This window comes from Streptomyces physcomitrii (assembly GCF_012273655.1).
Classification (GTDB): domain Bacteria; phylum Actinomycetota; class Actinomycetes; order Streptomycetales; family Streptomycetaceae; genus Streptomyces; species Streptomyces physcomitrii.
In genome coordinates this window covers 1-26,240 of sequence record NZ_JAAWWP010000008.1, presented here as the reverse complement: position 1 = coordinate 26,240, position 26,240 = coordinate 1, and the positions used below count along the sequence as shown (strand labels likewise).

The window sequence follows — 26,240 nt, the reverse complement described above, 5'->3', positions numbered from 1 at the left end:
CGCCCCGCCCGGCCGTACGTGTGCTTGCCGGCGTGCGCCCGCGCCAGGTCACAGCGGCTGCCTGCTGACTTCCATCCACGCCTGAGTGGCACTGGCGTACCGGCTCTCGCGTACCGGATTCGTCATACGCAGCAGGATTTTCGCCAGGTTGACCGACAACTCCTCCTTGGCCGCCAGGCGCAGATCTTCCGCCGCCCCCTCGAAGTATTCGGAACCGAGTGCGGCCTGCAGCATGGTGACTCCGAGCTGATAGAGGTCGACATCGACATCCCAGGCGATACCCAGACCGTCCGGCGGAAGATAGCCCGGGGTGGCGCTGCGCGTGAGGATCTGCTCCGAGGCCCGCACCGAGATATTGAAATCGATCAGCACCGCACCGCGTTCCGAGATGATGACATTCTCCGGCTTGATGTCCCGGTGGATGAATCCATGACGTGCCTCTTCGAGACGCATGAGGTCATGGGCGCTGATCTCGGTGTGCCGCCGGAGCTGTTCCACGAGGAGATCGTTCGGGTGGAATGCCCGCATCGCCGACAGGATGTCGCCGAGCCACTTCATGCACTCCGCCTCGCCGGCCCTGGTGGACCTGGTGCAGAAGTGCCGCAGCGGCTTGCCGCTCAGCAGTTCCATCACCATGTAGACGGCCCCCTCGCCGCTCTTCCCGTGGTCGAGGACGCGTACGACGTTGGGGTGGTCGATCTCCTGGAGGGGCTCGACCTCTCGTTGCAGAGCGCTGAGCAGGCCGTTGTCGAACACCTTGAGCGCGACCCGCTCGCCGTCGGCGGAGGTGCGGGCCTCGTAGACCTTCGCGAATCCGCCCGGGGCGCCTATGGAGGAGATGACCTCATAGCCGTCGACCCGGTCGCCGGGGGACAGATGTCTGCTCGACGACTCGGCGGCTCTCCCCTCCTTCTGCTTCTGCAGAAAGGTCTGCAGGATCTCGATCTCCAGACTCGTGCAGCTCTCGGGATTCACGCAGATTCCGTACCCCACCAAATGGGCGGTGTCCTTGGGGAACGCCGTCACGCACTCCCGGAACTCTCCGATCCTGCCGCGTGCCAGGAGTTCCAGGAGGTAGTACTCGTCCTTGTACTGCTCCTCCAGGATCGCCACGATCTGGCTGAGCAGCGAACTCTTCTCCACGAGGAATCTGTCGATGGCGGAGGCGACATCCGCCTGCGTGACACTGAATTTGACGTCGCCCTCCGGGGGCCGGGCGGAGTGGATGATCGAGGCCAGGGATCTGACCAGGGCCGGGTGTCCGCCGGTCGCGCTGGCCAGCCTCTCCAGCGCCGCGCTCTCCCACTTGAGGCCCATCTTGTTCCCGAGGGTGACGAGGAGACTCTCCACCTCGTCCTTGGCGAGCGGGCGCAGGTACTGCACCTTGAAGTAGTTGTAGACCGGGTTCTCGCGCCCACCGATATTGCTCACCTCGAAGGCGCTGGGGTTGGTCCCGGTGACGAAGTAGCTCAGCCTGTTGGGGAATTGCTGATCCAGTCCGCGCAGCAGCCGCCAGATCCGTACGAAGGAAGAACCCCACTCGGATCCCGGAGTGGACGGCGAGAGCAGCTCGACCTCGTCGAGCATCATGATGATCGAGCGGCGTGTCTTCTCGATGATCTCCCTGATGTCATGGTCGAACAGCTCGAAGACCGCGCCCTTTTCCGGGATCGAGGAGAAGAGTTTGTACTTGCCGAAGAGCTGGAGCGTGGTGATGTTGCGGATATGGCGGTGGGAATCGTAGATCGACTCCCCGAGGCTCCACAGGAGATTCTCCGCCGAGGGCTCGATGGCGTCGATCCTCTCGACGTCCACATGCCCGATATAGGAGTCCCCGTTCGTCTGCAGGGTGGACCGCAGCTTGTAGAGCATGGACGTCTTGCCGATCTTGCGTAAGCCGAACAGTCCCACGTGCCGGCCTCCGCGCCGCAGACTGGTCGCGATCTCGCTGACCATTCCGCGGCGGCCGAAGAAGTCCTCGGCCCGGGTGACGGCGGACGGCAGATCGTAGAGATCCCGGACGTAGAGTCGGCGCTGCATGGCCTCGATGAAGTCGGACGGCCCGTACGGAGCGCAGGCGGAGAAGGTCTCCGCGTCGAATCCGAGGAAGAGGGTGTCCAGGGTTTCGGCCGTCTCCGACACATGGCGCATCGTGTCGGAGTCCAGGGTGACGACGATGGCGAAGTCCTCGCAGAGCCGGGGCCGCTCCTCGCTGATGATGCGCTCCGCCTGCGTCACGGTTCTGGCCTGGAACTCGGGGGATTCCACCACCCACACCAGGACCTCCCGCGCGGTTCCGAAAAGATCTCGCAGGCGCTGGGGGAGTTTCAGGAAGAGAGACCAGCGTTTCCCTTCGGCCTCTTCGTTCACCCACACGATCTTGAAACCGGCACCGCGCAGCACGTTCGCGATCTTCGTACGCAGTTCGCTCCGGTTGAGGAATCGGGCGATCCTCTGCTCGTCGACGGCCATCGTCCCCCCTGGACTCCCGTGGCACAGCCAGATGTGCGCAGATTGTCGCGCATCCGCGAGTGCATGACCACGAGATCTACGTTTTTTGCGCACAACTGGAGAGAGGCTCCCTCAGCTGTGCCGCACTCCCGACGGCGACGGGCCCCCGCCCGCTGCCGCTCAGCGCCCTGCCGGGACCGCCTCGCCGGTGCCCGACTCGTCGCCCGCGGGGTCGAGCGCGCCCGGACCCGGTTCGTGCCAGGGGGCCGGGGCCGGGATCTCCCGCACGTCCCGCTCGGCGAGCCCGGCCGGGACCGCCGCCGCGGCCGTGGTCGCGTACGGGGCCCGGGTGGTGCGACGGCGCCGCGCGCCCGGCAGCAGGGGGCGGCCCGCGGTGTGCAGCGTGACGGCGGTCATCGGAGCGGCGAGGACGAACAGGCCCGCGCAGAGCAGCAGTCCCATGCCCCGGTACCCGGCGAGCGCGGAGAGCCCGCTGCCCACCACGGGGCCGAAGGCGGTGCCGAGCGCGGAGGCCGAACCGGCGAGGACCGCCCAGCGGCCCCGGGTGTCCAGGGAGGCGGCCACCCCGATCAGATAGGAGAGGACGGCCGGGTAGAGGACGTTCCAGGTGATCTGGCCCGAGGCGAAGGCCGCGGGGGTCGTCGAGCAGGCGGTGACCACTATGCAGCAGCCGATCAGTGCGGTGCCCGCGCCCATCGGCAGCGCCCGGCCGAGGCGGGTGCCGAGCGCGCCCGCGCCGAGGACGCCCAGCAGACCGGCGCCGAGGGCCGCCGCGAAGACGGCACCCACGGCGACCTCGCTCATGCCCGCCTGGTCGAGCCCGATCCGCCCGCTCACGCCCCAGAGCGAGTTCTGGGCCATCGACCAGCAGAGCATCGCCCCGGCGAGGACCATGCCCGAGCGGCGGTAGGGCAGCGGGCCCGCGGCCGCCGGTGCGCTGTCCGCGGCCGGTGCCGGGCCGCCGAGCCGTCCCGTGACGGGCAGGGTGAGCAGCGCGCTCACCGCGAGGGCGCCGAAGGGCAGCCCGTGGCCGCCGCCCAGATAGGGGATGGTCAGGAAGACGCTCCCGGCCAGCGCGGAGACGCAGAGCAGCCCGGTGGTGGAGGCGCGGTGCGGATCCCCGAGCCCGGCGATCCGGGAGGCGGCCACCGTGATGGCGGTGCCCGAGCCGAGGCCGCCCGCCATCGACCCGGCGACCACCAGCGGCAGCCCCTGGCTCAGGCAGGCGGCACCGTATCCGCCCGCGCACAGCAGCAGTCCCGCGCGGGCCAGCCGGGCCGGGCCGAGGCGCTCGATGCGCGAGGCCAGTACGAAACCGGCACTCGCGGAGCTGAGCAGCAGCGCGCTGCCGATGAGCCCGGCCTGGGTCGGCGCGAGGCCGAGGCCGTCGATCAGTCTGGTGACGATGCCGGGCAGCAGATACGAGGCGAGGTAGCCGGAGGCGAAGAGGGCGATGAGGGGCCAGGTGGTGCGGCGGGAGGACACGGGCGTTCCCTGGGCGTGCGGATGGAGGGCGGGGTGGAGGGGTGCGGGGGGCGCGAAGGGCGCGCGACGGCGCGGAGAGGGTCGAGCGTGAAGCGAGAGGGATGGTGCGGAACGGAGAATGCGGAGTGGGGGTGGGGGATGGGGTGCGGTGGCGTCGGCTGACGGGACCGCGGGCCAAAGTTCTATCAATCACGCAGAGTGGCGAAGCGATCGATGCTGTGTGATCTGCGTCACATCAGGTTTGCGGCCCGGAAATGCGGGATTCCCCCGCTGCGAGGGTGGCTGGGTGTAGAGGATTTTCCCAGTTCAGAGGGTGTATGAGCGTGCCTCGGCGGGATGGTCCGCCCCAGTCCGGTCGCCGTCCGCCGGGGATCGCGACGGGGGCATTGTTCGGCCAGATGGTCGCGGTCCGTATGGGGCAGGGGTGGCCGGTCCCGCGGTTTCACGCTGCCGGGCGGCCCGCTCCGTACCGCGGAGTCCGTGCAGGTCGCCGCCTGCTGACCGGCGCGGTGCTCCCGCCGTGCGCCGCCGCGTACGCCCCGCGGCGGCATATGCGCCTGGCGTCCGGACACGCGCCCCGCTCCGCGTAGCGCGCCCCGGTCGCCCGCCGGGACCCGTGATCCCGGTCAGGATCGGTGGGAAAGCGCAGCTCAGGGGCGTTCTGCCGCGCGCTCCAGGATCCGGGCCGCCACCGCCGGGGAGTCCACCAGGGGATGCAGGGCGAGGGCACGCAGCGCCGCCTCGCGGTCCTTGAAGAGGGCGGCCTCCACCGTCGCTGTCTCCACCGCCTTGAGCTGGAGCATCAGCCCGAGTTCGGCCGGGCCGAGCGCGGCCGAGGGCAGCGGGCGCGCCCCGTCCGCGCCCACCTCGCAGACCGTCTCGATGATCGCCTCCGGGTCGAGCGCGGGCACCGTGGCGCCGTTGCGCACATTGAGGATCAGCCGGGTCCCGCGGTCCTGGGCGATGGCCCGCATCAGCGCCAGCGCCACCTGGTCGTAGCCGCCGCCGTCCAGATCGCAGCTGTCGCGCTGCCAGCCGCCGCTCGCGGCCCGGCTCTCGGCGAGGTAGGTCTCCTCGCGGCCGCGCCGGGTCGCCTCCCACAGGGCGTGGGCGCGGTCCGGCTCACGCGCGGCCCGGTCGAAGAACTCGCCCTGCTGGCGCTCCAGGAAGGCGCCGCGGGTCTCCCCGGCCGCGCGCACCGCGGCCAGCGTCTCGCGCCGGAAGTAGTAGTAGTGCAGGTACTCGTTGGGCAGCGAGCCCAGCGCGCGCAGCCACTCGGCGCCGAACAGGCGGCCCTCCTCGAAGGAGCCGAGGGCCGCGGAGTCCGCGAGCAGACCGGGCAGCAGCTCGCGCCCCGCCGCGTCCCGCAGCGAGCGCAGCCAGCCCAGGTGGTTGAGGCCCACGTAGTCGTACGCCACCGTGTCCGGGTCGGCGCCCGCGGCCCGTGCCGCGCGCCGGACCAGGCCCACCGGCGAATCGCAGATGCCGATCACGCGCGGACCGAGCACCGAGGCCATCGCCTGGGTGACCATGCCCGCCGGGTTGGTGAAGTTGATGACCCAGGCCCCGGGCGCGAGCGCGGCCACCCGCTCCGCGACCCGCAGCGCGACCGGGATGGTGCGCAGCCCGTACAGGATGCCGCCCGCACCCACCGTCTCCTGCCCGAGGACGCCCTCGGCCAGCGGCACCGCCTCGTCGCGCACCCGGCCCGCGGTGCCGCCCACCCGCATCGCGGAGAAGACGAAGTCGGCGCCGCGCACCGCCTCGTCGAGGTCCCGGGCCACCCGCACCGGCGGCCCGGCGGGCAGCTCGCCGAGGACCGAGCGGATCACCGCGATCCGCCCGGGGTCGGTGTCGTACAGGGTCACCCCGGACACCTCGCTGCCCGCCAGCGCCCGGTAGACCAGAGGGACGCGGAAACCGCCGCCGCCGAGAATCGTGAGCCTCATGCCGCGGAAGATACCCGGGCCCGTGCCGGCCGGCCCACGCCGCCTATCAGGCACACTGTGCGGACCCGGACCATCAGGGGGAGCACACCGTGACGACGCAGGACAAGGGCCGGCCGCCCGCACCGGGCGGTCTCGATCCGCTCGCCGGTCTGCGGACGCCCCAGGACCCGCCCTGCGACGTCTATCTGACCGGCACCGTCTTCCTGGACATCATCTTCACCGGCCTGGCCAGCGCCCCCGTGCGGGGCACCGAGTCCTGGGCGGGCGGCATGGGCTCCAGCCCCGGCGGCGTGGCCAACATGGCGACCGCGCTCGCCCGGCTCGGCCTGCGCACCACCCTCGCCGCGGCCTTCGGCGACGACCACTACGGCGAATACTGCTGGGACGCCCTCGCCCAGGGCGAGCGGATCGACCTCGGCCCCTCCCGGCGGGTGCGCGGCTGGCACTCGCCGGTCACCGTCTCCATGGCCTACGAGGGCGAGCGCACCATGGTCTCGCACGGCCACGAGCCCCCGCCCGGGGAGCCCGCCCCGCGCTGCCCGCCCCGCGCCAGGGCCGCCGTCGCCGCGCTCGCGGACGGCGCCCCCGCCCCGTGGATCGCGGAGGCCGCCCGGCACGGCACCCGGGTCTTCGCGGACGTCGGCTGGGACGACTCGGGGCGCTGGGACCTGGACGCGCTCACCGACCTGGAGCACTGCGAGGCCTTCCTGCCCAACGCCGAGGAGGCGGTGCGCTACACCCGCGCCGACTCCCCGGAGGCCGCCGCCCATCTGCTCGCCGAACGCGTCCCGCTCGCCGTGGTCACCCTCGGCGCGGAGGGCGCCTACGCGGTGGACGCGGGCACCGGGGAGACCGCCCGGGTGCCCGCCCTCGCGGTGGAGGCGCTCGACCCGACCGGCGCCGGGGACGTCTTCGTCGCCGGGTTCGTCACCGGCACCCTCGCGGGCTGGCCGCTCGCCGACCGGCTCGCCTTCGCCGGGCTGACCGCGGCCCTTTCGGTGCAGGAGTTCGGCGGCTCGCTCTCGGCGCCGGGCTGGGCGGAGGTCGCCGCCTGGTGGCGCCATGTGCGCTCGCGCGGCACGCGCTACCCGGGCGTCCTGGAGCACTACGCCTTCCTGGAGGAGCTGCTGCCCGCCGCGACCGGCGGCTCCCGGCCCTGGCCGCTGCGCCGGGCCGTCCCCACCATCGGCTTCCGGCCGGGCGACTGAGGCGTATCGGCTGTGCGGCCGGACGTGCCCGGACGTATGGGGGGGCGGCCACGGAGCGTGCGCGGGCCCTCGCACACCCGGCCGGTTCACGGGCGGGCGCGCGAAAAGCCCTCGGCGTTGTCGGTGGCCCGTCGTAGGCTGGGAACAGCAGCACACGACCTTGTCAGGCGGGCGCGAGCCCGGCACCGAGGAGGATGAGCAGGCCTACAGAGCCGGCCCATGACCCAGTCACCCACAGCTCACGACCCCGCGCGGGGACAGGCACGAGCCCAGTTCACCGTCCCCGCGAAGCACCCCATGGTCACGGTGCTCGGATCCGGGGACTCCCTTCTGCGCGTGATCGAGGACTCCTTCCCCGCCACGGACATCCACGTCCGCGGCAATGAGATCAGCGCTGTCGGCGAGGCCCAGGAAGTCGCCCTGGTGCAGCGCCTGTTCGACGAGATGATGCTGGTGCTCCGCACCGGGCAGCCGATGACGGAGGACGCGGTGGAACGCTCGATCGCCATGCTCAGGGCGAGCGAGAACGGCGAGGCGGGCGAGGCCCAGGAGACCCCCGCCGAGGTGCTCACCCAGAACATCCTCTCCTCGCGCGGGCGCACCATCCGCCCCAAGACGCTCAACCAGAAGCGGTACGTCGACGCCATCGACAAGCACACCGTCGTCTTCGGCATCGGCCCCGCGGGCACCGGCAAGACCTACCTGGCGATGGCCAAGGCGGTGCAGGCCCTGCAGTCCAAGCAGGTCAACCGCATCATCCTGACCCGCCCCGCGGTCGAGGCCGGCGAGCGCCTCGGCTTCCTGCCGGGCACCCTCTACGAGAAGATCGACCCGTATCTGCGCCCTCTCTACGACGCCCTGCACGACATGCTCGACCCCGACTCCATCCCCCGGCTGATGGCCGCGGGCACCATCGAGGTCGCCCCGCTCGCGTACATGCGCGGACGCACGCTCAACGACGCCTTCATCATTCTCGACGAGGCCCAGAACACCAACCCCGAGCAGATGAAGATGTTCCTGACCCGGCTCGGCTTCGAATCGAAGATCGTCATCACCGGTGACGTCACCCAGATCGACCTGCCGAGCGGCACCAAGAGCGGCCTGCGCCAGGTCCAGGACATCCTCGAAGGCGTCGACGACGTCCACTTCTCCCGCCTCACCTCGCACGACGTCGTCCGGCACCGCCTGGTGGGCCGTATCGTCGACGCGTACGAGAAGTACGACAGCGAGACGAGCACGCCGGGCGGCACGCACACCCGGCGCGACGGGAAGTAGACCAGGCGGCAATGTCGATCGACGTCAACAACGAGTCCGGCACCGAGGTGGACGAACAGGCGGTGCTCGACATCGCCCGCTACGCCCTCGCGAGGATGCGCATCCACCCGCTGTCCGAGCTGTCGGTCATCGTGGTCGACGCCGAGGCGATGGAGCAGCTGCACCTGCAGTGGATGGACCTGCCGGGACCCACCGATGTCATGTCCTTCCCGATGGACGAGCTGCGCCCGCCCGCCAAGGACGAGGACGAGCCCCCGCAGGGACTCCTCGGCGACATCGTGCTCTGCCCGGAGGTCGCGACCCGGCAGGGCGAGGAGGCCCCGACGCAGCACTCCATGGACGAGGAGCTCCAGCTCCTGACCGTCCACGGGGTGCTGCACCTGCTGGGCTACGACCACGAAGTCCCCGACGAGAAGGCGGAGATGTTCTCCCTGCAGGCGGCCATCGTCGACGGCTGGCGGGCCGACCGGGGCCTGACCGGTCCCTCGCCCGCCCCGACCGTTTCCTGAGGCCATGAACACCCAGCTGATCTTCGGCGCGGTCCTCCTGGTCGTCGTCGCCTGGCTCGCCGCCTGCGCCGAGGCCGGGCTCGCCCGCATCTCCAGCTTCCGCGCGGAGGAGGCGGCTCGCGTCGGCAGGCGGGGCAGCGCCAAGCTCGCCCAGGTCGCCGCCGACCCCACCCGCTACCTCAACGTCGCCCTCCTCGTCCGGGTGGCCTGCGAGATGGCCGCCGCGGCGCTCGTCACGTACGCCTGTCTGGAGGAGTTCGACAAGACCTGGCAGGCGCTGCTGCTCGCCATCGGGGTCATGGTGCTCGTCAGCTATGTCGCCGTCGGCGTCTCCCCGCGCACCATCGGCCGCCAGCACCCGCTGAACACGGCCACCGCGGCGGCGTACATCCTGCTGCCGCTGGCCCGGATCATGGGCCCCATCCCGCCCCTGCTGATCCTCATCGGCAACGCCCTGACCCCCGGAAAGGGCTTCCGGCGCGGCCCGTTCGCCTCCGAGGCGGAGCTGCGCGCCCTGGTCGACCTCGCGGAGAAGGAGTCCCTGATCGAGGACGAGGAGCGCCGGATGGTGCACTCCGTCTTCGAGCTGGGGGACACCCTGGTGCGCGAGGTGATGGTGCCGCGCACCGACCTCGTCGTCGTCGAGCGCTACCGCACCATCCGCCAGGCGCTCACCCTCGCCCTGCGCTCCGGCTTCTCGCGGATGCCGGTGACCGGCGAGAGCGAGGACGACATCGTCGGCGTCGTCTACCTCAAGGACCTGGCCCGCCGCACCCACATCAACCGGGAGGCCGAGTCCGAGCTGGTCTCCACCGCGATGCGTTCGGCCTCCTTCGTCCCCGACACCAAGAACGCGGGCGACCTCCTGCGCGAGATGCAGCAGGAGCGCAACCACGTCGCCGTCGTCATCGACGAGTACGGCGGCACCGCGGGCATCGTCACCATCGAGGACATCCTGGAGGAGATCGTCGGCGAGATCACCGACGAGTACGACCGCGAACTGCCGCCCGTGGAGGAGCTGGGCGAGGACCGCCACCGGGTCACCGCCCGCCTCGACATCGGCGACCTCGGCGAGCTGTACGGCCTGGAGGCCTACGACGACGAGGACGTCGAGACCGTCGGCGGCCTGCTCGCCAAGGCCCTCGGCCGGGTGCCGATCGCCGGGGCGAGCGCGGTGGTCGACCTGCCCGACGGCCGGGCCCTGCGGCTGACCGCGGAGGCGGCGGCCGGGCGCCGGAACAAGATCGTGACCGTACTGGTGGAGCCGGTCGCCGTCGAGACGGTCCCCGCGACCGAGGAGTCCAGCACATGAACCCCGCCGAACTGCGCGCCTTCTGCCTCTCCTTCAACGCGGTGGCCGAGGAGTTCCCGTTCAACCCGGAGACCTCGGTCTTCAAGGTGCTCGGCAAGGTCTTCGCGCTCAGCGCCCTGGACGCGGAGCCGCTGACCATCTCCCTGAAGTGCGATCCGGAAGAGGCCGTACGGCTGCGCGAGCGCCACCCCGAGATCGTCCCCGGCTACCACCTCAACAAGCGGCACTGGAACACGGTGACGGTCGGACCGCTTCCCGACCGCCAGCTCCGCGAACTCATCGAGGACTCCTACGACTTGGTGGTGGCCAAACTGCCGCGCGCGGAGCGGCTGCGACTCGACCGGCCTTGACGGGCCGGGCTGTTCCCCCTTGAGGAGCCCGGCCGACCGCCCTGACGGGCCCGGCCGTTCGGTTTCCCCTGAGCGGCCCCGCCGACCGGCCCACCGATCGACCTACGGTGGGGACCCATGAGAGTCCTGATCATCGGCGGCAGCGGTTTCCTCGGAACGGAACTGGTGGGCCAGACCCTCGCCGCGGGCTGGCGGACCGCCGCGACCTACCACTCCCGCCCCCGCGAAATCCCCGGCGCCTCCTGGCACCGGCTCGACCTCCGCCTCCCCGGTGGTCTCGACGCACTGCTCACCGAGGTGGCCCCGGACGCCGTCCTCAACGTCACGAGCGGCCAAGCCGATTGGGCGGTCACCGCGGACGGATCGGTACGGGTGGCCCTGGCCGCGGCGGAACACGCCTGCCGCCTGGTCCACGTCTCCAGCGACGCCGTCTTCTCCGGCTCCCGGGTCCACTACGACGAGAGCTGCCTCCCCGATCCGGTCACCCCGTACGGCGCGGCGAAGGCGGCCGCCGAGACCGCCGTGCGACTCCTCGTCCCGGACGCCGCCGTCGCGCGCACCTCGTTGATCGTCGGCCACGGCCGCTCCGCACCCGAGCGCCGGGTCCGTGCCCTGGCCGCCGATCCACGCTCGGGTGCCCTGTTCACCGACGACATCCGCTGCCCGGTGCACGTCACGGATCTGGCCGCCGCCCTGCGCGAACTCACCGTGTCCGAGGCGTCCGGGATGTTCCACCTCGCCGGGGCAGACGCCTTGAGCCGCCACGACCTCGGCGTACTCCTCGCCCGCCGCGAGGGACTCGACCCCTCCCGGCTCCCCTCCGCCCGCCGCGCCGACTCCGCGCTCCCCGGCGCCCTCGACGTCCGCCTCGACAGCCGCGCCACCCAGTCCCACCTGCGCACCCGCCTGCGCGGAGCCCGGGAGTTCCTCGGCTCGTAGGGCCTGCGATACGAGCGTTCACCTCGTCGGCCGGCCGCCGCGCGAGCCGTTCCCGCCGCTTCGTATGCTTCGGCACATGACCGACAGCACCGCGCTCGACCCCGAGGACCGCAAGATCGTCACCCTGGCCCGCTCGGCCAGAGCCCGCAACGGCGTGCCCGAGGGCGCGGCGGTACGCGACGAGACCGGCCGCACCTATGTCGCCGGGACCGTGTCCCTGGACTCCCTGCAACTCAGCGCCCTGCAGACGGCGGTGGCCATGGCGGTCGCCTCCGGTGCCACCTCGCTGGAGGCGGCGGCCGTGGTCACCGAGGCACCGGCCGCCGCGGACGCCGACCGTGCCGCGGTACGCGACCTGGGCGGCGCCGACACTCCCGTGCTGGTCGCCGGCACCGACGGCGAGGTCAGGGACGTGGTCACCGCGGGTTGACCGTCCTGCGGGGCGTCGGCCGGGACTCAGCGGGCAGACCAGTCGCCGGGCAGGCCAGAGGGCGGGCAGGCTGGAGGGCGGCGGATCAGAGGGCGTCCGGGCCGCGTTCGCCCGTGCGCACCCGGACCACGGAGTCGACCGGCACGACCCAGACCTTGCCGTCTCCGATGCGTCCCGTCTGCGCGGCGCGCACGATCGCGTCCACCGAGGCCTCCGTGTCCGCGTCCTCGACCACGATCTCGATACGGACCTTCGGTACCAGGTCGACCTTGTACTCCGCTCCCCGGTACACCTCGGTGTGCCCGCCCTGACGTCCGTAACCGCTCGCCTCGGTCACGGTCATTCCGTGCACGCCGAGTTCCTGGAGGGCGCTCTTCACCTCGTCGAGGCGGAAGGGCTTGACGATCGCCGTGATGAGCTTCATGCGGACGGGCTCCTGTCCTTCGTGACCGCCGGGGAGTTGTGCGGGGCACCGTGGCCCAGCACGCCGTGATCGTAGGCGGTCTCCGCGTGCACGGTCTGGTCGAGTCCGGTCATCTCCTCCTCGGCGGAGGCCCGGAAGCCCATCAGCCGGTCGATCGCCTTGCCGAGGAGGAAGGTCACCCCGAAGGTGTACGCGGCCACCACCACGACCGCCACCGCCTGCCTGCCCAACTGCCCGAGACCGCCGCCGTAGAAGAGCCCTTCCGCGCCGCCGGTCATCGCCTCGGTCGCGAACAGCCCGATCAGCAGGGTGCCCACCACCCCGCCGACGAAGTGCACACCCACCACGTCCAGCGAATCGTCGTACCCGAAGCGGAACTTCCAGGCCACGGCGTACGAGCACACCACGCCCGCGGCGAGCCCCACCACGGCCCCGCCGAGGATGCCCACCGTCCCGCAGGCCGGGGTGATCGCCACCAGTCCGGCCACGGCACCCGAGGCGGCACCGAAGGTGGTCGGATGGCCGTCCCGCACCTGCTCGACGGCGAGCCAGCCGAGCAGCCCGGTGCAGCCGGCGACGAGGGTGTTGAGCAGCGAGGCGGCCGCCAGGCCGTTGGCCCCGAGCGCCGAACCGCCGTTGAAGCCGAGCCACCCGAACCACAGAAGTCCCGCGCCCAGCATGACCAGGGGCAGGTTGTGGGGACGCATGGCGTCCTTCCGGAAGCCGATCCGCGGACCGAGCACCAGGGCGAGCGCCAGCCCCGAAGCCCCCGAGGCGATCTCCACGACAAGGCCGCCCGCGAAGTCGAGCGCACCAAGACGCCCCGAGATCCAGCCGCCCGGCCCCCAGACCCAGTGCGCCACCGGAACGTATACGAGCAGCGCCCACACCGGCACGAACACCAGCCAGGCCGCGAACTTCGTCCGGTGCGCCACCGCCCCGCTGATCAGCGCCGCGGTGATGATCGCGAAGGTCAGCTGGAAGGTGCTGAACAGCATCGTCGGCACCGTCCCGGACACGTCGTCCGGCCCGATGTGGGCCATGCCGAGGTGGCCGAGATCACCGATCAGCCCCCCGAAGGCATCGTCACCGAAGACCAGCGAATAGCCCGCGAGCAGCCAGACCACGGTGACGAGCGCGATCGAGACGAAGCTCATCAGGAGCATGTTGAGCACGCTCTTGGTACGGACCATCCCGCCGTAGAAGAGGGCCAGGCCGGGGGTCATCAGCAGGACCAGCGCCGTGGCCGCGAGCAGCCAGGCGGTGTCGCCGCTGTCGAGGCCTGCGGCCAGGTGCACGGTCTTCACTGTCGGTCTCCTGAGGGTCGGGGAGACTGAGAGAGTCACCGCCCCGCATTTCGCTCCGCACACATCGGTGTTTCCGCCGTGTTTCGCATTGCGTCAGCGTTTCCGCAATCTCACAGGTCGGACCGGCTCCCGGGATCAGGGACAATGGTCGCCATGAGCGTTCACAGCGACCCCACCGAGCCGTCCGATTCCCCCCACCGGTCCGGCTTCGCCTGCTTTGTGGGACGCCCCAACGCGGGCAAGTCCACCCTGACGAACGCTCTTGTCGGTCAGAAGATCGCCATCACCTCCAATCGTCCGCAGACCACCCGGCACACCGTGCGCGGGATCGTGCACCGTCCGGACGCCCAGCTCGTCCTGGTGGACACCCCCGGCCTGCACAAGCCCCGTACGCTGCTGGGCGAGCGCCTGAACGACGTGGTCCGCACCACCTGGGCCGAGGTCGACGTGATCGGCTTCTGCCTTCCCGCCGACCAGAAGCTCGGCCCCGGTGACCGCTTCATCGCCAAGGAACTGGCCGGGATCAAGCGCACCCCGAAGGTCGCGGTCGTCACCAAGACGGACCTCGTCGACCCCAAGGCCCTCGCCGAGCAGCTCATCGCCGTGGACCAGCTCGGCAAGGAACTCGGCTTCGAGTGGGCGGAGATCATCCCCGTCTCCGCGGTCGGGGGTCAGCAGGTCTCCCTTCTCGCCGATCTGCTGGTGCCCTTGCTCCCCGAGGGGCCGACCCTCTACCCCGAGGGCGACCTCACCGACGAGCCCGAGCAGGTCATGGTGGCGGAACTCATCCGCGAGGCCGCTCTGGAGGGCGTGCGCGACGAACTGCCGCACTCCATCGCCGTCGTCGTGGAGGAGATGCTCCCGCGCGAGGACCGGCCGGCCGACAAGCCCCTGCTGGACATCCACGCCAACCTCTTCATCGAGCGCCCGAGCCAGAAGGGCATCGTCATCGGCCCGAAGGGAAAGCGCCTGAAGGATGTCGGCGTGAAGTCCCGCAAGCAGATCGAGGCCCTGCTCGGCACCCCCGTCTTCCTGGACCTCCATGTGAAGGTGGCCAAGGACTGGCAGCGCGATCCCAAGCAGCTGAGGCGACTCGGCTTCTGATCCCCGAACGGGTCGACGGACCGCCGCTCATCCCTGCGCTTCATCCGTCCGCGGCTATGTGACTCCTCCTTTCCCGAGGCTCGGCCTGCGCCGGGACGCGCTGCCCCCGTTCGCCTTGCCCCCGCTCGCCCTGCTGTCGTTCCCTCTGCTCCTGTGTCGGGCTGCTGCCTTCCGCGTCCTCTCCCAGCTCCGGGACGGTGCTTCTCGCGGCCCGCACCCACTCGTACCCCGCGTCCTCCTCGAAGTCCTCGTACGCCGCGTACTCCTCGTCCCAGGGCGCCGACGACTCCAGCAGGTCGGCGTCCATGTCCTGGCAGCCCACCACTCGCAGCAGTTCGAGCTTTTCGTAGGACTCGGTTCCCGGGCGCGCGGTGTGGACGATCAACTGCTGGTCGCCGCCCTGGCTGAGCAGGACCTCGCAGTCCAGCTCCAAGAGGCCGACCATCGGATGCTGGAACCGCTTGCTCGCGGTGTGCCGCGCCGCGACCTCATGGGACTGCCAGAGTCTTCGGAACTCCTCGCTCTTCTTGCGTAGTTCGGCGACCAGCCGCCCGGGCCCGGGGTCGTCCGGTCTCGCCGCGGTGACCGCCCGCAGGCAGGCGACATGGGTACGAGCGCGGTCTGCTCGGTCTCCCTCCGGGATCAGTTGCCGTGCTTCCGGGTCGGTGAAGAAGTGCCGGACCAGATTGCGGTCCTCGGCGGGGCGCTGCGTGATGTCGCCGGTGAGCGCGGCGGCCATGTGGTTCTGGGCCAGCACCTCTCCGTAGTCGGTGACGATCTGCGCGGGTGTGTCGTGCAACCGGTCGAGTATCAGCAGCAGTCCCGGGCGGACATGCAGATCGGTGTGGCCGGGGCGTGGCGGCTGCTCGCCCGCGAGATGGAAGAGATGGTCACGCTCCTCTTCCGTCAGCCGCAGGGCGCGGGAGAGCGAGGTGAGCAGTTGCCGCGAGGGACGGGGCCCGCGGCGCTGTTCCAGGCGGATGTAGTAGTCGACGGACATCCCGGCCAGTTGCGCCACCTCCTCACGGCGCAGCCCCGGGGTGCGGCGCCGTCCGCCCGCTTCCATCCCCACGGCCGCGGGCGTGAGACGGGCACGTCCGCGGCGCAGGAAGTCTGCGAGCTGAGGTCGATCGAGTCGGTTCACGAGGACAGCATCACCCGGGCACGGAGAGTTATCCAGGGACTGCCGATCCCAGGATCGGGAGTCCTCTCCCACTTCCGCGGTGAGCGGGTGAGTCTGGCACCACGACCACGGAAGCACCGCTCCCGACAGCGGAGTTGACCGGGGCCGTGGCAACCCGCAATCCCTCCCCTTTCCCGGCTCCCGCGGACGGGCGCCGAGCCGGGCACGGGGGAGGAGCGGGACCGGGGCGGAGGGTCGAGGTGACGCTCACGTCCCAGGAAGACACCGGCGAGGGAAGTCCCCGCCGACACCACCGGCCGGACACCGGCCACGAACCCTGCGAAGAGGAGAGGCACAACAGATGCTGAAGTTCATGGCAAGAGTCAGACGCAAGACGGGCCCGTGGTGGCCTCCGCGGATCCTGCGACGGCCGCGCAGGGGATCCGCAGAGAGACGGGCTGAGCCGCGGTGGTCAGGCCCCCTCCTTCAACACCCGCGAGATCAGCTTCCGCTGGGCCTCGGTGAGGCCGGGGTCGGCGCAGTGGACGGTGCGGTCGCCGATGGTCAGGGCGTAGTGGAAACCGTCCGGGACCCCCGCCGAGGGACTCTCTCCGGAGGCGGCCAGCGCTTCGTCCGCCAGGGCCTTCCACTCCTCGGCGTCCGGGAGATCCCCGGTGTCGACCTGGGCCTCGCGCACGATGGCCGCGAACCCCCCTGTGCGTTTTACCTGAATGCGCATGGAAGGTGTTCTACCCCCAATCTCTTCCGCCGCTTCCTGTCCGCCATATTTCCCAGCTCCGGCCGCGCCTTCGCGGAGCGTCCGGCACCTGCCCCGGGGCCGCCCGTCCCGAACCTGAACCCGAACCGCCCGCCCGGGGCCGTTCGCGCGGCGGAACGGCCCCGGGGGAGCAGTGCCCCGGCGGGAGGAGGATGCGCCGGAGCGGAGGGAGGCCGATGGCTCAGCCGGTGGATACCCCCACCTGCGACCAGGCCTTGAGGACGGCTTCCTGCTCCGCGCCGCCGCCGTAGCGCGTCTGCGCGGCGGAGGCGGTCAGGCGGGCGAAGGCGGTGAAGTCCGCGTCGGAGGCCAGATCGCCGCCGGTGAGGACGTCGTACCAGATCTGCCCGGCCCGCTCCCAGGCGTTGCCGCCCAGTGCCTCGGCCAGGAGGTAGAAGGCGCGGTTGGGGATGCCGGAGTTGATGTGGACGCCGCCGTTGTCGTCCTCCGTGCGGACGTAGTCCTTCATGCTGCCGGGCTGGGGGTCCTTGCCGAGGACATCGTCGTCGTAGGCGGTGCCCGGGGCCTTCATCGAGCGGAGTGCCTTGCCGCTCACCCCGGGGGCGAGCAGCCCGGCGCCGATGAGCCAGTCGGCCTCCGAGGCGGTCTGGCCCAGGGCGTACTGCTTGATCAGTGAGCCGAAGACATCCGAGATGGACTCGTTGAGGGCGCCGGGCTGGTCGGCGTAGGTGAGGTTCGCCGTGTGCTGGGTGACGCCGTGCGTCAGCTCGTGGCCGATGACGTCGAGAGGGAGGGTGAAGTCCAGGAAGATCTCCCCGTCACCGTCGCCGAAGACCATCTGGTCGCCGTTCCAGAAGGCGTTGTTGTACTCGCGGTCGTAGTGGACCGTGGCGACGAGGGGGAGGCCGCGGCCGTCGATGGAGGAGCGGTGGTAGGCCTTGAGGTACAGCTCGAAGGTGGCGCCGAGACCCGAGTACGCGCGGTTGACGGAGGCGTCCTTCACGGGCTGCTGTCCCTCACCGCGGACCTTGCGGCCGGGCAGGGCGGTGCCGTGGGCGGCGTCGTGGATGGAGCGTTCGGGCTGGTCGGGCGGGTCGGCCTCGGCGGCTGGAGCGGCCGTCGCCTGGGGGCCGGCGGCCACGGTGAGGCTCCGGCGGGTGCGCTCCAGGGTGTCGCGTTCGAGGGTGCGGCGGGCGACGTCGGCGAGGGTCGCGTTGCTGTGCCGGGAGAGGGCGTCCAGCAGGTGCGGCGGGACGATCGTGCAGAAGACGGGCGTGATGTCGCGGTGAGTGTTCATACAAGGACTGTGACAGTGAGTGGTGGTTCAGTCACCAGAAGCGAAGAAGATTGGCGAAATGGAGTGATAACTCACGCGATGGCCTTTACGTGGCGGCAGTCCCGCATACTGAAACGCATCGCCTTGCGGCGGCACCGTTCGGTTACAGTGCAGCCATCATGCGTTTTGGGCTGCTTCTCCTTAGCTGCCGCGGCGAGGGCCTGTAGTCGAGGCCGACCCCCTCCCCGCGGAGTTCGGTGTTGCGCTACGACCCGTCGGCCGGCCCCCTGTGGACCAATGAGGAGCCCCACGCATCATGTCGAACCCCGCTGACCAGCCCGTCGGTCGTCGTACGCCGCTCACCACCGCGCACCACTTCCAGCAGCCCACCGCGATGCCGATCCACAAGTACCGCGGTTACGAGGCCGTGGACATCGCCGACCGAACCTGGCCCGAGCGGCGCATCACCAAGGCCCCGCGCTGGCTGTCCACCGATCTGCGCGACGGCAACCAGGCGCTGATCGACCCCATGTCGCCCGTACGCAAGCGGGAGATGTTCGATCTGCTCGTACGCATGGGCTACAAGGAGATCGAGGTCGGCTTCCCCTCCTCCGGGCAGACGGACTTCGACTTCGTCCGCTCCGTCATCGAGGACGAGGCGATCCCCGAGGACGTGACGATCTCGGTCCTGACGCAGGCGCGCGAGGAACTCATCGAGCGCACCGTGGAATCGCTGAAGGGCGCGCGCCGGGCGACGGTGCACCTGTACAACGCCACCGCTCCGGTCTGGCGCGAGGTGGTTTTCCGGGGCTCCCGGGACCAGGTCCGGCAGATCGCCGTGGACGGGACGCGGCTGGTCATGGAGTACGCGGAGAAGCTGCTCGACGAGCGGACCGAGTTCGGGTACCAGTACAGCCCCGAGATCTTCACCGACACCGAGCTGGACTTCGCGCTGGAGGTCTGCGAGGGGGTGATGGACGTCTGGCAGCCCGAGGCGGGCCGCGAGATCATCCTCAACCTGCCCGCCACCGTGGAGCGTTCGACGCCCTCCACGCACGCGGACCGCTTCGAGTGGATGTCGCGCAATCTGAGCCGGCGTGAGTTCGTCTGCCTCTCGGCGCACCCCCACAACGACCGGGGCACCGCGGTGGCCGCCGCCGAACTCGCGGTGATGGCGGGCGCCGACCGCGTCGAGGGCTGCCTGTTCGGCCAGGGCGAGCGGACCGGCAACGTCGACCTGGTCACCCTGGGCATGAACCTGTTCTCGCAGGGCGTGGACCCGCAGATCGACTTCTCCGACATCGACGAGATCCGCCGCGCCGCCGAGTACTGCACGCAGATGGAGGTGCACCCGCGCCACCCCTACGCGGGCGACCTCGTCTACACCGCCTTCTCCGGCTCCCACCAGGACGCCATCAAGAAGGGCTTCGAGGCGATGGAGCGCCGCGCCGCGGCGGCGGGCAGGACGGTCGACGACATCGAGTGGGCGGTCCCCTACCTGCCGATCGACCCGAAGGACGTGGGGCGTTCCTACGAGGCCGTGATCCGGGTCAACTCGCAGTCCGGCAAGGGCGGTGTGGCCTACGTCCTCAAGAACGACCACCATCTGGACCTGCCCCGGCGGATGCAGATCGAGTTCTCCCGGATCATCCAGGCGAAGACGGACGCCGAGGGCGGCGAGGTCACCCCGGGGGCCATCTGGTCCGTCTTCCAGGACGAGTACCTGCCCAACCCGGACAACCCCTGGGGCCGCATCCAGGTACGCGACGGCGGCCAGGCCACCAGCGGCACGAGCGGCGGCGGTGCCGACACCCTGACCGTCGAGGCCGAGGTCGACGGCGCGCACACGGTGCTGAGCGGTACGGGCAACGGTCCGATCTCCGCCTTCTTCGACGCACTGCAGTCGATCGGCATCGACGTACGGCTGCTGGACTACCAGGAGCACACGATGAGCGAGGGCGCTTCGGCGCTGGCCGCCTCGTACATCGAGTGCGCGATCGGCGACAAGGTGCTCTGGGGTATCGGCATCGACGCGAATACGACACGCGCCTCCCTGAAGGCAGTGGTCTCCGCGGTCAACCGCGCGGCCCGGAACGGCGGCTGACCCGCGGCTTCGGGGCCCCGGGCGTCCCTGTGACGCCCGGGGGACGGGGTGCCCGCCGGGCAGGTCTCGGCCAGCTCTCGGCCCAAGGGGCTGACGCCGACTGGGTGGTGTGGCTAACATCACGCCAGCGCGTCATCTCGGCATGCGGATCATCCGCCGGGCGGAGTCGGCGCGTCGCAGCGGAGCGCAAGGGAGCGTGTTCGCGGTGTTACGGAGGTGGACGTGCTGCCAGGACGGGGACGAGCCCCTGCCGAGCTGATCTCTCGCCTCGTCGGGACGCACACCGTCTGGAATACGGTGGGTGACGGCGAGTTCTTCTGTCCCGGCTGCGGCGGGGACCGGAACTATCAGCGCCGGACGGGCCGCCGCTTCATCGCCGTGCTGGGCATCCCGACGCTGCCGCGGGGGCGCAGCGGTCCGGTGATCGAGTGCGCGGCGTGCATGGAGCAGTTCCGTACCGAGGTGCTCGACCATCCGACGACCCACCGGCTGACGGCCATGCTGCGGGACGCCGTGCACACCGTCACCCTGTCCACACTCGCCGCCGGGGGGACCTCGACTCCCGCCCTGGAGGCCGCCGTTCGGGCCCTGAACGACGCCGGGGTGGAGAACTGCACGGCCCTGCAGCTCACCGCACTCGTCGAGGCGCTCACCGCCGAGACCGGCGCGATGAGCCGGGGCTGCGACGACGGCTGCGCGAGCCTCTCGGTGGAACTCCACGAGGCGCTGGCCCCGTTGACGCCCTTCCTCGCCGCGCCGGGCCGGGAGTCGATCCTCCTCGAAGGCGCCCGGATCGCCCTCGCGGACGGGCCGTACACCCCGGCCGAGCGCGATGTGCTCGGTGCCGTGGGCAAGTCGCTGACCATCACCACCGACGAGGTCGAACGACTGCTCACCGCCGCCCGCACCCCGTCCTGACCCGGCGCCTTCGCCCCCGCGCCCGCGGCGGACGCGGCACGCGCCGCCGCCCCGGCACCCGTGGTGGACGCGGCACGCGCCGCCGCCCCGGCACCCGTCGCCGTTCCCCTCCCGCCTTACTCCCCAGGGAGTACCGGCGCCCTTCGGCCCACCCCCGTAGTACGCCCGTACTCGCTCTCAAGCCCGAGGAATCGGCGTGCGGGGGCCGGGAGGCTGGACGGGTCCGAGTCCGCCAGGGTGGAGGGAGGCCCGCACCATGGGGGCCGCGAAGAACAGTTCACGACGCCGGGCCGTGCCCTGGGTGGTCCTCGGCCTGTGGGTGGCCGCGCTGGCCGTGCTCGGGCCCTTCGGCGGCAAGCTGGCCGACGTGCAGCGCGACCGTGCCGTCGACTACCTGCCCGCGAGCGCCGACTCGACGCAGGTGGCCGAGATGCAGGACCGGCTGCCCGGCGGCGAGACCACCCGGCTGGTGCTCGTCTACCACCGCGAGGGCGGACTGACCGCGGCCGACCGGGATCGGGCCGCCGGGCAGGTCGAGCGGATCGCGGAGACCTTCGAGCTGACCGGCAGGCCCGGGCCGGTGCCGTCGAAGGACGGCGCCACGCTGATGTACCCGGTCGGCAGTACCGCGCCGGGTACGGACGAGGAGGCGCGCGACGACTTCGTCCACGGGGTGCGGAAGATCACCGAGGGCGGTGACGGGCTGAGCGTCGACGTCAGCGGCCCGGGGGCGCTGGCGACCGACGCCGCCGAGGTCTACACCTCCCTGGGCGGCCCGCTGCTCTACACCACGGTCGCCGTCGTCGCGCTGCTGCTCATCCTCATCTACCGCAGCCCCTTCCTCTGGCTGGTCCCGCTGGTCGTCGCCGGAATCGCGGACTTCCTGTCGATGGCGGTCGCCTACGGCCTCCACCAGTTCCTCGGCACCCCGATCAGCGGTCAGAGTTCGGGCGTGATGACGATCCTCGTCTTCGGCGCCGGTACCGACTACGCCCTGCTGCTCGTCTCCCGCTACCGCGAGGAACTGCGCCGCTTCGAGCGCCCTCAGGAGGCGATGCGGGCGGCCCTGCGCGGCTGCGGACCCGCCGTGCTCGCCTCCTCCGGCACCGTGGCGGCGGGGCTGCTCTGCCTGCTCGCCGCGGACCTCAACAGCAGCCGCGGCATGGGCCCGCTCGGCACCGTCGGGGTGCTCTGCGCGCTGGTCGCGATGGTGACGCTGCTGCCCGCGCTCCTTGTCCTGCTCGGCCGCCGGGTGTTCTGGCCGCTGGTGCCCGCCTTCGGCAGCCGGCCGAAGGAGCGGCGCGGCCTCTTCGCCGCGATGGGCTCCTCGGCCGGGCGGCGCCCGCTCGCCGTGCTGGCCACCGGGGGCGCCCTGCTCGGCGCGCTCGCCCTCGGCGCCTTCGCACTTCCCGGCGAGCTCAAGCAGGAGGACTCCTTCACCGAACGGCCGCAGGCGGTCACCGCGATGCGGACGCTCGCCGAGGCCTACCCCGAGCACAGCACCCAGCCCGTCACCGTGCTCACCCCGAGCGGGCGGGCTGAGCGCTCACTGCGCGAGATCCGCGCCACCGAGGGCGTCGACACCGCCAGGACGACCCGGGCGGGCCAGGGGTGGACCGAGATCTCCGTGGTCGCCGAGGGCGCGCCGCAGAGCCCGGCCGAGACCAGGACCATCGAACGGCTGCGGGACACCCTCGACGGCTCCTATGTCGGCGGCCCGAGCGCCGAGCAGATCGACCTGACGGAGACCAACGCCAGGGACACCCGCATCGTCGTCCCGCTCGTCCTCCTCTCCGTGCTGCTGATCCTGACGGTGCTGCTGCGCTCGCTGGTCGCCCCGGTGCTGCTGACCGTCGCGGTGGTCGGTGTCTGGGGCGCCTCGCTCGGCATCGCGGGGCTCGTCTTCGGGCCGCTGTTCGGCTTCGGCGGCACCGATCCGGGGCTCGGCCTGCTCTCCTTCGTCTTCCTGGTCGCGCTCGGGGTGGACTACGGGATCTTCCTGATGCACCGGATGCGGGAGGAGTCGCTGGGCGGCGCCGAACCCGCCGCCGCCGCGCTCACCGCGCTGCGCACCACCGGGGCCGTCATCGCCTCCGCGGGCCTGGTGCTCGCCGCGACCTTCGCCGTGCTCACCAGCATGCCGATGGTGCAACTGGTCGAACTCGGCTTCGTGATCGCGGTCGGCGTGCTGCTCGACACCTTCCTGGTGCGCACCTATCTGGTGACCTCGGCGAGCCTGCTGCTCGGCCGGAAGCTCTGGTGGCCGGGCGCCCTCTCGAAGCCGCCCCGGCAGGCGGACCCGCCCCGCGAACCCGAGACCGCGGGCGCGGCGGCCCGCTGATCCCGAGCCTCGGCCCGCTGGTCCGTGCGGCGGCCCGCTGGTCCGCGCCTCGGCCCGGCGATCCGTACCGTCGGCCCGGTGATCCGTACGACGACTCCCCGGGCCGTCCCGGCAGGCGGCTGACCCGCCGCCGGGCCGTCCCGGGGTGCGCCACCGACCGCCCGGGGACGGCCCTCCCACCTCCCGCGACCTCCTCAACTCCCGTACGCCCCGCACCCGCTGGAAGCACGGACCCACCTACCGCCTACGGGAGCCGCGGACCCACCCGCTGGAACCACGAAACCCACCCGCTGCAACCCAGTACCGAACCGGACGAACCCCGGGACCGAACCGGACGAACCCCCGCCCCGAACCGGACGAACCCTCTGACGGAAGATGACCCCGTGGACGATGTGGACCATGCGGACGTCGTGGACGATCCCCCGAAGGCACCGGGCGCCGGGCCGCGGCTGACCGAGCGGATCCTCGCCGTCGCCACCCGGGAGCCGATGAGCGCCCCGCACCGGCTGCGCAACGACTGCCTCCTCGCGCTGGCGGCCTGTGTGCTCTCCGTCCTGCTCGGCACGCTGGGCGACTCGGGACGCCGCCCGGACGCGCTCGGCTGGGTGCTGCTCCTCGCCAGTGCCCTGCTGATCGCGGTCCGGCGGCAGCGGCCGGTGCTCGCGGTGGCCGGGCTGGTCGCCTGCGTGGCGCCGTACCACGCGATGGACAACTCCCACGCGGCCTCGATGTTCCAGACCTGCGTGATCCTCTACACGGTCGCCGTCACCGGCAGGCCGCTGCGCACCCTCTTCGTCGCCCTCGGCGTGCTCACCCTGGTGGTGGCGGTCGTCAGCGCGAACAACGCCCACGAGGGCCTGCAACTGCTGCGCATCTCGGGCTGGATCCTCGCCATGCTCTTCCTCGGCATCGACGTCCGGGTCTACCGGCAGTACGTCGCCTCGCTCGTGCAGCGCGCCGAACGGGCCGAGCGCACCCGCGAGGAGGAGGCCCGGCGCCGCGTCGCCGAGGAGCGGCTGCGCATCGCCCGCGACCTGCACGACCTGCTCGCCCACAGCATCACCCTGATCGGCGTGCAGACCTCGGTCGCCGCCCACGTCCTGGAGGCCGACCCCGCGCGCCTGGACCGCAAGGCCGTGGTCGGCGCCCTGGAGGACATCGCCGAGACCTGCCGCACCGCCCGCGGGGAGCTGCGGACCACCCTGGAGGTGCTGCGCCGCTCGGATCCGGGCGGTGGCCGCGGCCCGGTGCCGGGTCTCGACGGGGTCGCCGACCTCGCCCGTGCGGCGCGTACGGCGGGCGCCACCGTCGAGGTGTCGGTACGGGCCGACGGGGTCCCGCCCTCGGTGGGCGCCACCGCCTACCGGATCGTGCAGGAGGCGCTCACCAACGCGGTACGGCACGCGGGGCCCGGCCCCTCGGTGCGGGTGGAGCTGCACTCCGCGGACGGCACCCTGCATGTGGCGGTCTCCGACGACGGCCGGGGCGGTCAACTGGCCCGCAAGGGGAGGGGGTTCGGGCTCACGGGCATGCGCGAGAGGGCGCGCAGCGTCGGCGGGGCCTTCACCGCGGGACCCCGGAGCGAGGGCGGTTTCGCCGTCCGCGCCGCCCTGCCCCTCCCCGCGGCGGACGCCACCCCATGACCCCGCCCGCCACCCGGCCGGGCCAGGGAGCCCCCGCCTCGCCGGGCCACCTCGTCCTGTCCGGCCACCCCGTCCTGTCCGCCCACCCCGTCCTGTCCGGCCACCCCGACCCGGCGGGCCGCCCCGCCCCGCCGCACCGTCTCGACGCCGCCGACCGCCGCCCCGCCTCGACGCCGCCGAGCCGCTCCCCGGCCGCACTCCCCGTGGAGGGACCGTGACCACCCCCATCCGTGTGCTGCTCGCCGACGACCAGCACCTGGTGCGCGCCGCCTTCGCCATGCTCGTCGCCTCGGCGCCGGACATGGAGGTGGTGGCGCAGGCCGGTACCGGCACCGAGGCGGTCGAACTCGCCCGCGGCACCAAGGCCGATCTGGTCGTGATGGACATCCGGATGCCGGGGCTCGACGGCATCGAGGCGACCCGGATCATCGCGGCGGACGCGAGCCTCGCCGCGGTACGGGTGCTGGTCCTGACGACGTACGACACCGACGAGCATGTCGTGGACGCGCTGCGCGCCGGGGCCTCCGGGTTCCTGGTCAAGGACACCCGGCCGGCCGAACTCCTGGACGCCATCAGGACGGTGGCCGCCGGGGAGGCGCTGCTCTCGCCCGGACCGACCTCCCGGCTGATCGCGCGCTTCCTCTCCGCCCCCGAGGCGCCGACGGGCGCGGCGGGCGGGCCGGAGGGGCTGTCCGAGCGCGAACGGCAGGTGCTCACCCTCGTCGCCCGGGGCCTGAACAACACCGGCATCGCCGAGGCGCTGGGCCTCAGTCCGCTCACCGCCAAGACCCATGTCAGCCGCATCATGGGCAAGCTCGGCGCCCGCGACCGGGCCCAACTCGTCATCGTGGCCTACGAGTCCGGCCTCGTCACCCCCGGCGAGCGCTGACCGCCCGCCCCACACCGCACGCCGCGCTCACGGCACATCACACGCGCCCCACCCCGCACACCCTCACCCCACCCCGCGCCGCCCCTCACTCCACCGGTCGCGCGCCTCTTGGCGTCCCATCCCACCGGCTATACGTTCCGCGCGAGGGACATCCCACGTTCTATGTCCGATCGGACCGGCCCCCCGAGCTGTCCTCAACCGGCCTGTTCCGCAGCCCAGTTGAACGGGCCCCACCGCCGAACCGCCCGCACCGAACCGCCTTCGCCCGGCCCCACCACCACAGCCGAACCCCTCCCGCCGAACCACCGGAGCGACCCCGCCCCCGTTATCTTTTTCGCGGTCCTGCAAGAGGGCCGCTGGCCTCCGGGCCCGGTATGACTGTGTCCCCCTGTCGACGGGATGACCTGGGGGGTGGTGTCACCGGGTCCGAAGGGTGCCGTCGG

Annotated in this window: 21 protein-coding genes and 1 pseudogene; 14 read left to right on the top strand and 8 right to left on the bottom strand. The window is 71.7% G+C overall.

Translation table 11 applies throughout. From position 1 onward, the window contains the following. Window positions 1-48 precede the first annotated feature (48 nt). The 3 genes from HFV08_RS14785 to HFV08_RS14775 form a co-directional block, all read right to left on the bottom strand. Window positions 49-2,472, bottom strand: a complete 2,424-nt coding sequence (locus HFV08_RS14785) for a serine/threonine-protein kinase (RefSeq protein ID WP_168539651.1) — start codon at window positions 2,470-2,472, stop codon at window positions 49-51. Window positions 2,473-2,631: 159 nt separating this feature from the next. Beyond that, window positions 2,632-3,957, bottom strand: coding sequence for an MFS transporter (locus HFV08_RS14780; protein ID WP_210430333.1), 1,326 nt, complete (start codon window positions 3,955-3,957; stop codon window positions 2,632-2,634). A 650-nt stretch (window positions 3,958-4,607) separates the two neighbouring features. Further along, a complete protein-coding gene (locus HFV08_RS14775; RefSeq protein WP_168539649.1) occupies window positions 4,608-5,906 on the bottom strand; it encodes a family 4 glycosyl hydrolase in 1,299 nt (432 codons plus the stop codon). Window positions 5,907-5,995: 89 nt separating this feature from the next. Between HFV08_RS14775 and HFV08_RS14770 the strand changes: the two genes are divergently transcribed. The 7 genes from HFV08_RS14770 (at window position 5,996) to HFV08_RS14740 (ending at window position 11,929) form a co-directional block, all read left to right on the top strand. Further along, window positions 5,996-7,114 (top strand): carbohydrate kinase family protein, encoded by a 1,119-nt coding sequence (locus HFV08_RS14770; protein ID WP_168539647.1) that lies wholly within the window; start codon window positions 5,996-5,998, stop codon window positions 7,112-7,114. 219 nt (window positions 7,115-7,333) lie between these two features. Then, window positions 7,334-8,389: a PhoH family protein gene (locus tag HFV08_RS14765; RefSeq protein ID WP_078845204.1), complete on the top strand. Its 1,056-nt coding sequence runs from the start codon at window positions 7,334-7,336 to the stop codon at window positions 8,387-8,389. Between the two features lie 11 nt (window positions 8,390-8,400). Next, window positions 8,401-8,898: an rRNA maturation RNase YbeY gene (ybeY, locus tag HFV08_RS14760; RefSeq protein ID WP_168539645.1), complete on the top strand. Its 498-nt coding sequence runs from the start codon at window positions 8,401-8,403 to the stop codon at window positions 8,896-8,898. Window positions 8,899-8,902: 4 nt separating this feature from the next. After that, the gene (locus tag HFV08_RS14755) at window positions 8,903-10,210 is read left to right on the top strand and encodes a hemolysin family protein (protein ID WP_040253740.1); all 1,308 of its coding nucleotides are present in this window, start codon (window positions 8,903-8,905) and stop codon (window positions 10,208-10,210) included. Then, entirely contained in the window at window positions 10,207-10,560 is a 354-nt protein-coding gene (locus HFV08_RS14750; RefSeq protein ID WP_040253743.1) for an MmcQ/YjbR family DNA-binding protein, read from the top strand. The genes HFV08_RS14755 and HFV08_RS14750 overlap by 4 nt, the downstream gene beginning before the upstream one ends. 117 nt (window positions 10,561-10,677) lie before the next feature. Next, window positions 10,678-11,499, top strand: coding sequence for an SDR family oxidoreductase (locus HFV08_RS14745; protein ID WP_168539643.1), 822 nt, complete (start codon window positions 10,678-10,680; stop codon window positions 11,497-11,499). 76 nt (window positions 11,500-11,575) lie between these two features. Then, window positions 11,576-11,929, top strand: coding sequence for a cytidine deaminase-like protein (locus HFV08_RS14740; protein ID WP_168539641.1), 354 nt, complete (start codon window positions 11,576-11,578; stop codon window positions 11,927-11,929). 85 nt (window positions 11,930-12,014) lie between these two features. Here HFV08_RS14740 and HFV08_RS14735 read toward each other — a convergent pair whose 3' ends face one another. Together HFV08_RS14735 and HFV08_RS14730 are read right to left on the bottom strand one after the other, a co-directional pair. Next, window positions 12,015-12,353 carry a P-II family nitrogen regulator gene (locus tag HFV08_RS14735; protein ID WP_168539639.1) on the bottom strand — a complete coding sequence of 113 codons (339 nt, stop codon included), beginning with the start codon at window positions 12,351-12,353 and terminating at the stop codon, window positions 12,015-12,017. Further along, window positions 12,350-13,660: an ammonium transporter gene (locus HFV08_RS14730; RefSeq protein ID WP_168539637.1), complete on the bottom strand. Its 1,311-nt coding sequence runs from the start codon at window positions 13,658-13,660 to the stop codon at window positions 12,350-12,352. Before HFV08_RS14730 ends, HFV08_RS14735 begins: the two co-directional genes overlap by 4 nt. Before the next feature lie 144 nt (window positions 13,661-13,804). Here HFV08_RS14730 and era point away from each other — a divergent pair, with 144 nt between their 5' ends. Beyond that, window positions 13,805-14,764 (top strand): GTPase Era, encoded by a 960-nt coding sequence (era, locus tag HFV08_RS14725; protein ID WP_040253753.1) that lies wholly within the window; start codon window positions 13,805-13,807, stop codon window positions 14,762-14,764. Between the two features lie 304 nt (window positions 14,765-15,068). Here era and HFV08_RS14720 read toward each other — a convergent pair. The 3 genes and pseudogenes from HFV08_RS14720 to HFV08_RS14710 all read right to left on the bottom strand — a co-directional run. Then, a pseudogene (locus HFV08_RS14720) lies at window positions 15,069-15,908 on the bottom strand (helix-turn-helix transcriptional regulator); the annotation flags it as partial. Between the two features lie 451 nt (window positions 15,909-16,359). Continuing rightward, window positions 16,360-16,626, bottom strand: coding sequence for a protealysin inhibitor emfourin (locus HFV08_RS14715; protein WP_168539635.1), 267 nt, complete (start codon window positions 16,624-16,626; stop codon window positions 16,360-16,362). Window positions 16,627-16,846: 220 nt separating this feature from the next. Continuing rightward, on the bottom strand, window positions 16,847-17,923 hold the full coding sequence (locus HFV08_RS14710; RefSeq protein WP_168539633.1) for a M4 family metallopeptidase: 1,077 nt from the start codon (window positions 17,921-17,923) through the stop codon (window positions 16,847-16,849). Between the two features lie 295 nt (window positions 17,924-18,218). Between HFV08_RS14710 and leuA the strand changes: the two genes are divergently transcribed. The 6 genes from leuA to HFV08_RS14680 all read left to right on the top strand — a co-directional run bounded on the left by leuA (window position 18,219) and on the right by HFV08_RS14680 (window position 25,797). Continuing rightward, entirely contained in the window at window positions 18,219-20,006 is a 1,788-nt protein-coding gene (gene leuA, locus HFV08_RS14705) for a 2-isopropylmalate synthase (RefSeq protein ID WP_168539631.1), read from the top strand. A gap of 222 nt (window positions 20,007-20,228) precedes the next feature. Continuing rightward, the gene (locus tag HFV08_RS14700) at window positions 20,229-20,924 is read left to right on the top strand and encodes a tellurite resistance TerB family protein (RefSeq protein ID WP_168539629.1); all 696 of its coding nucleotides are present in this window, start codon (window positions 20,229-20,231) and stop codon (window positions 20,922-20,924) included. 256 nt (window positions 20,925-21,180) lie between these two features. Further along, window positions 21,181-23,265 carry an MMPL family transporter gene (locus tag HFV08_RS14695; RefSeq protein WP_210430332.1) on the top strand — a complete coding sequence of 695 codons (2,085 nt, stop codon included), beginning with the start codon at window positions 21,181-21,183 and terminating at the stop codon, window positions 23,263-23,265. Between the two features lie 392 nt (window positions 23,266-23,657). Continuing rightward, a complete protein-coding gene (locus HFV08_RS14690) occupies window positions 23,658-24,908 on the top strand; it encodes a sensor histidine kinase (protein WP_312885641.1) in 1,251 nt (416 codons plus the stop codon). Further along, window positions 24,905-25,126: a hypothetical protein gene (locus HFV08_RS14685; protein WP_168539627.1), complete on the top strand. Its 222-nt coding sequence runs from the start codon at window positions 24,905-24,907 to the stop codon at window positions 25,124-25,126. The genes HFV08_RS14690 and HFV08_RS14685 overlap by 4 nt, the downstream gene beginning before the upstream one ends. Window positions 25,127-25,185: 59 nt before the next feature. Continuing rightward, window positions 25,186-25,797 (top strand): response regulator, encoded by a 612-nt coding sequence (locus HFV08_RS14680; protein ID WP_246341776.1) that lies wholly within the window; start codon window positions 25,186-25,188, stop codon window positions 25,795-25,797. The last annotated feature ends 443 nt before the right edge of the window (window positions 25,798-26,240 follow it).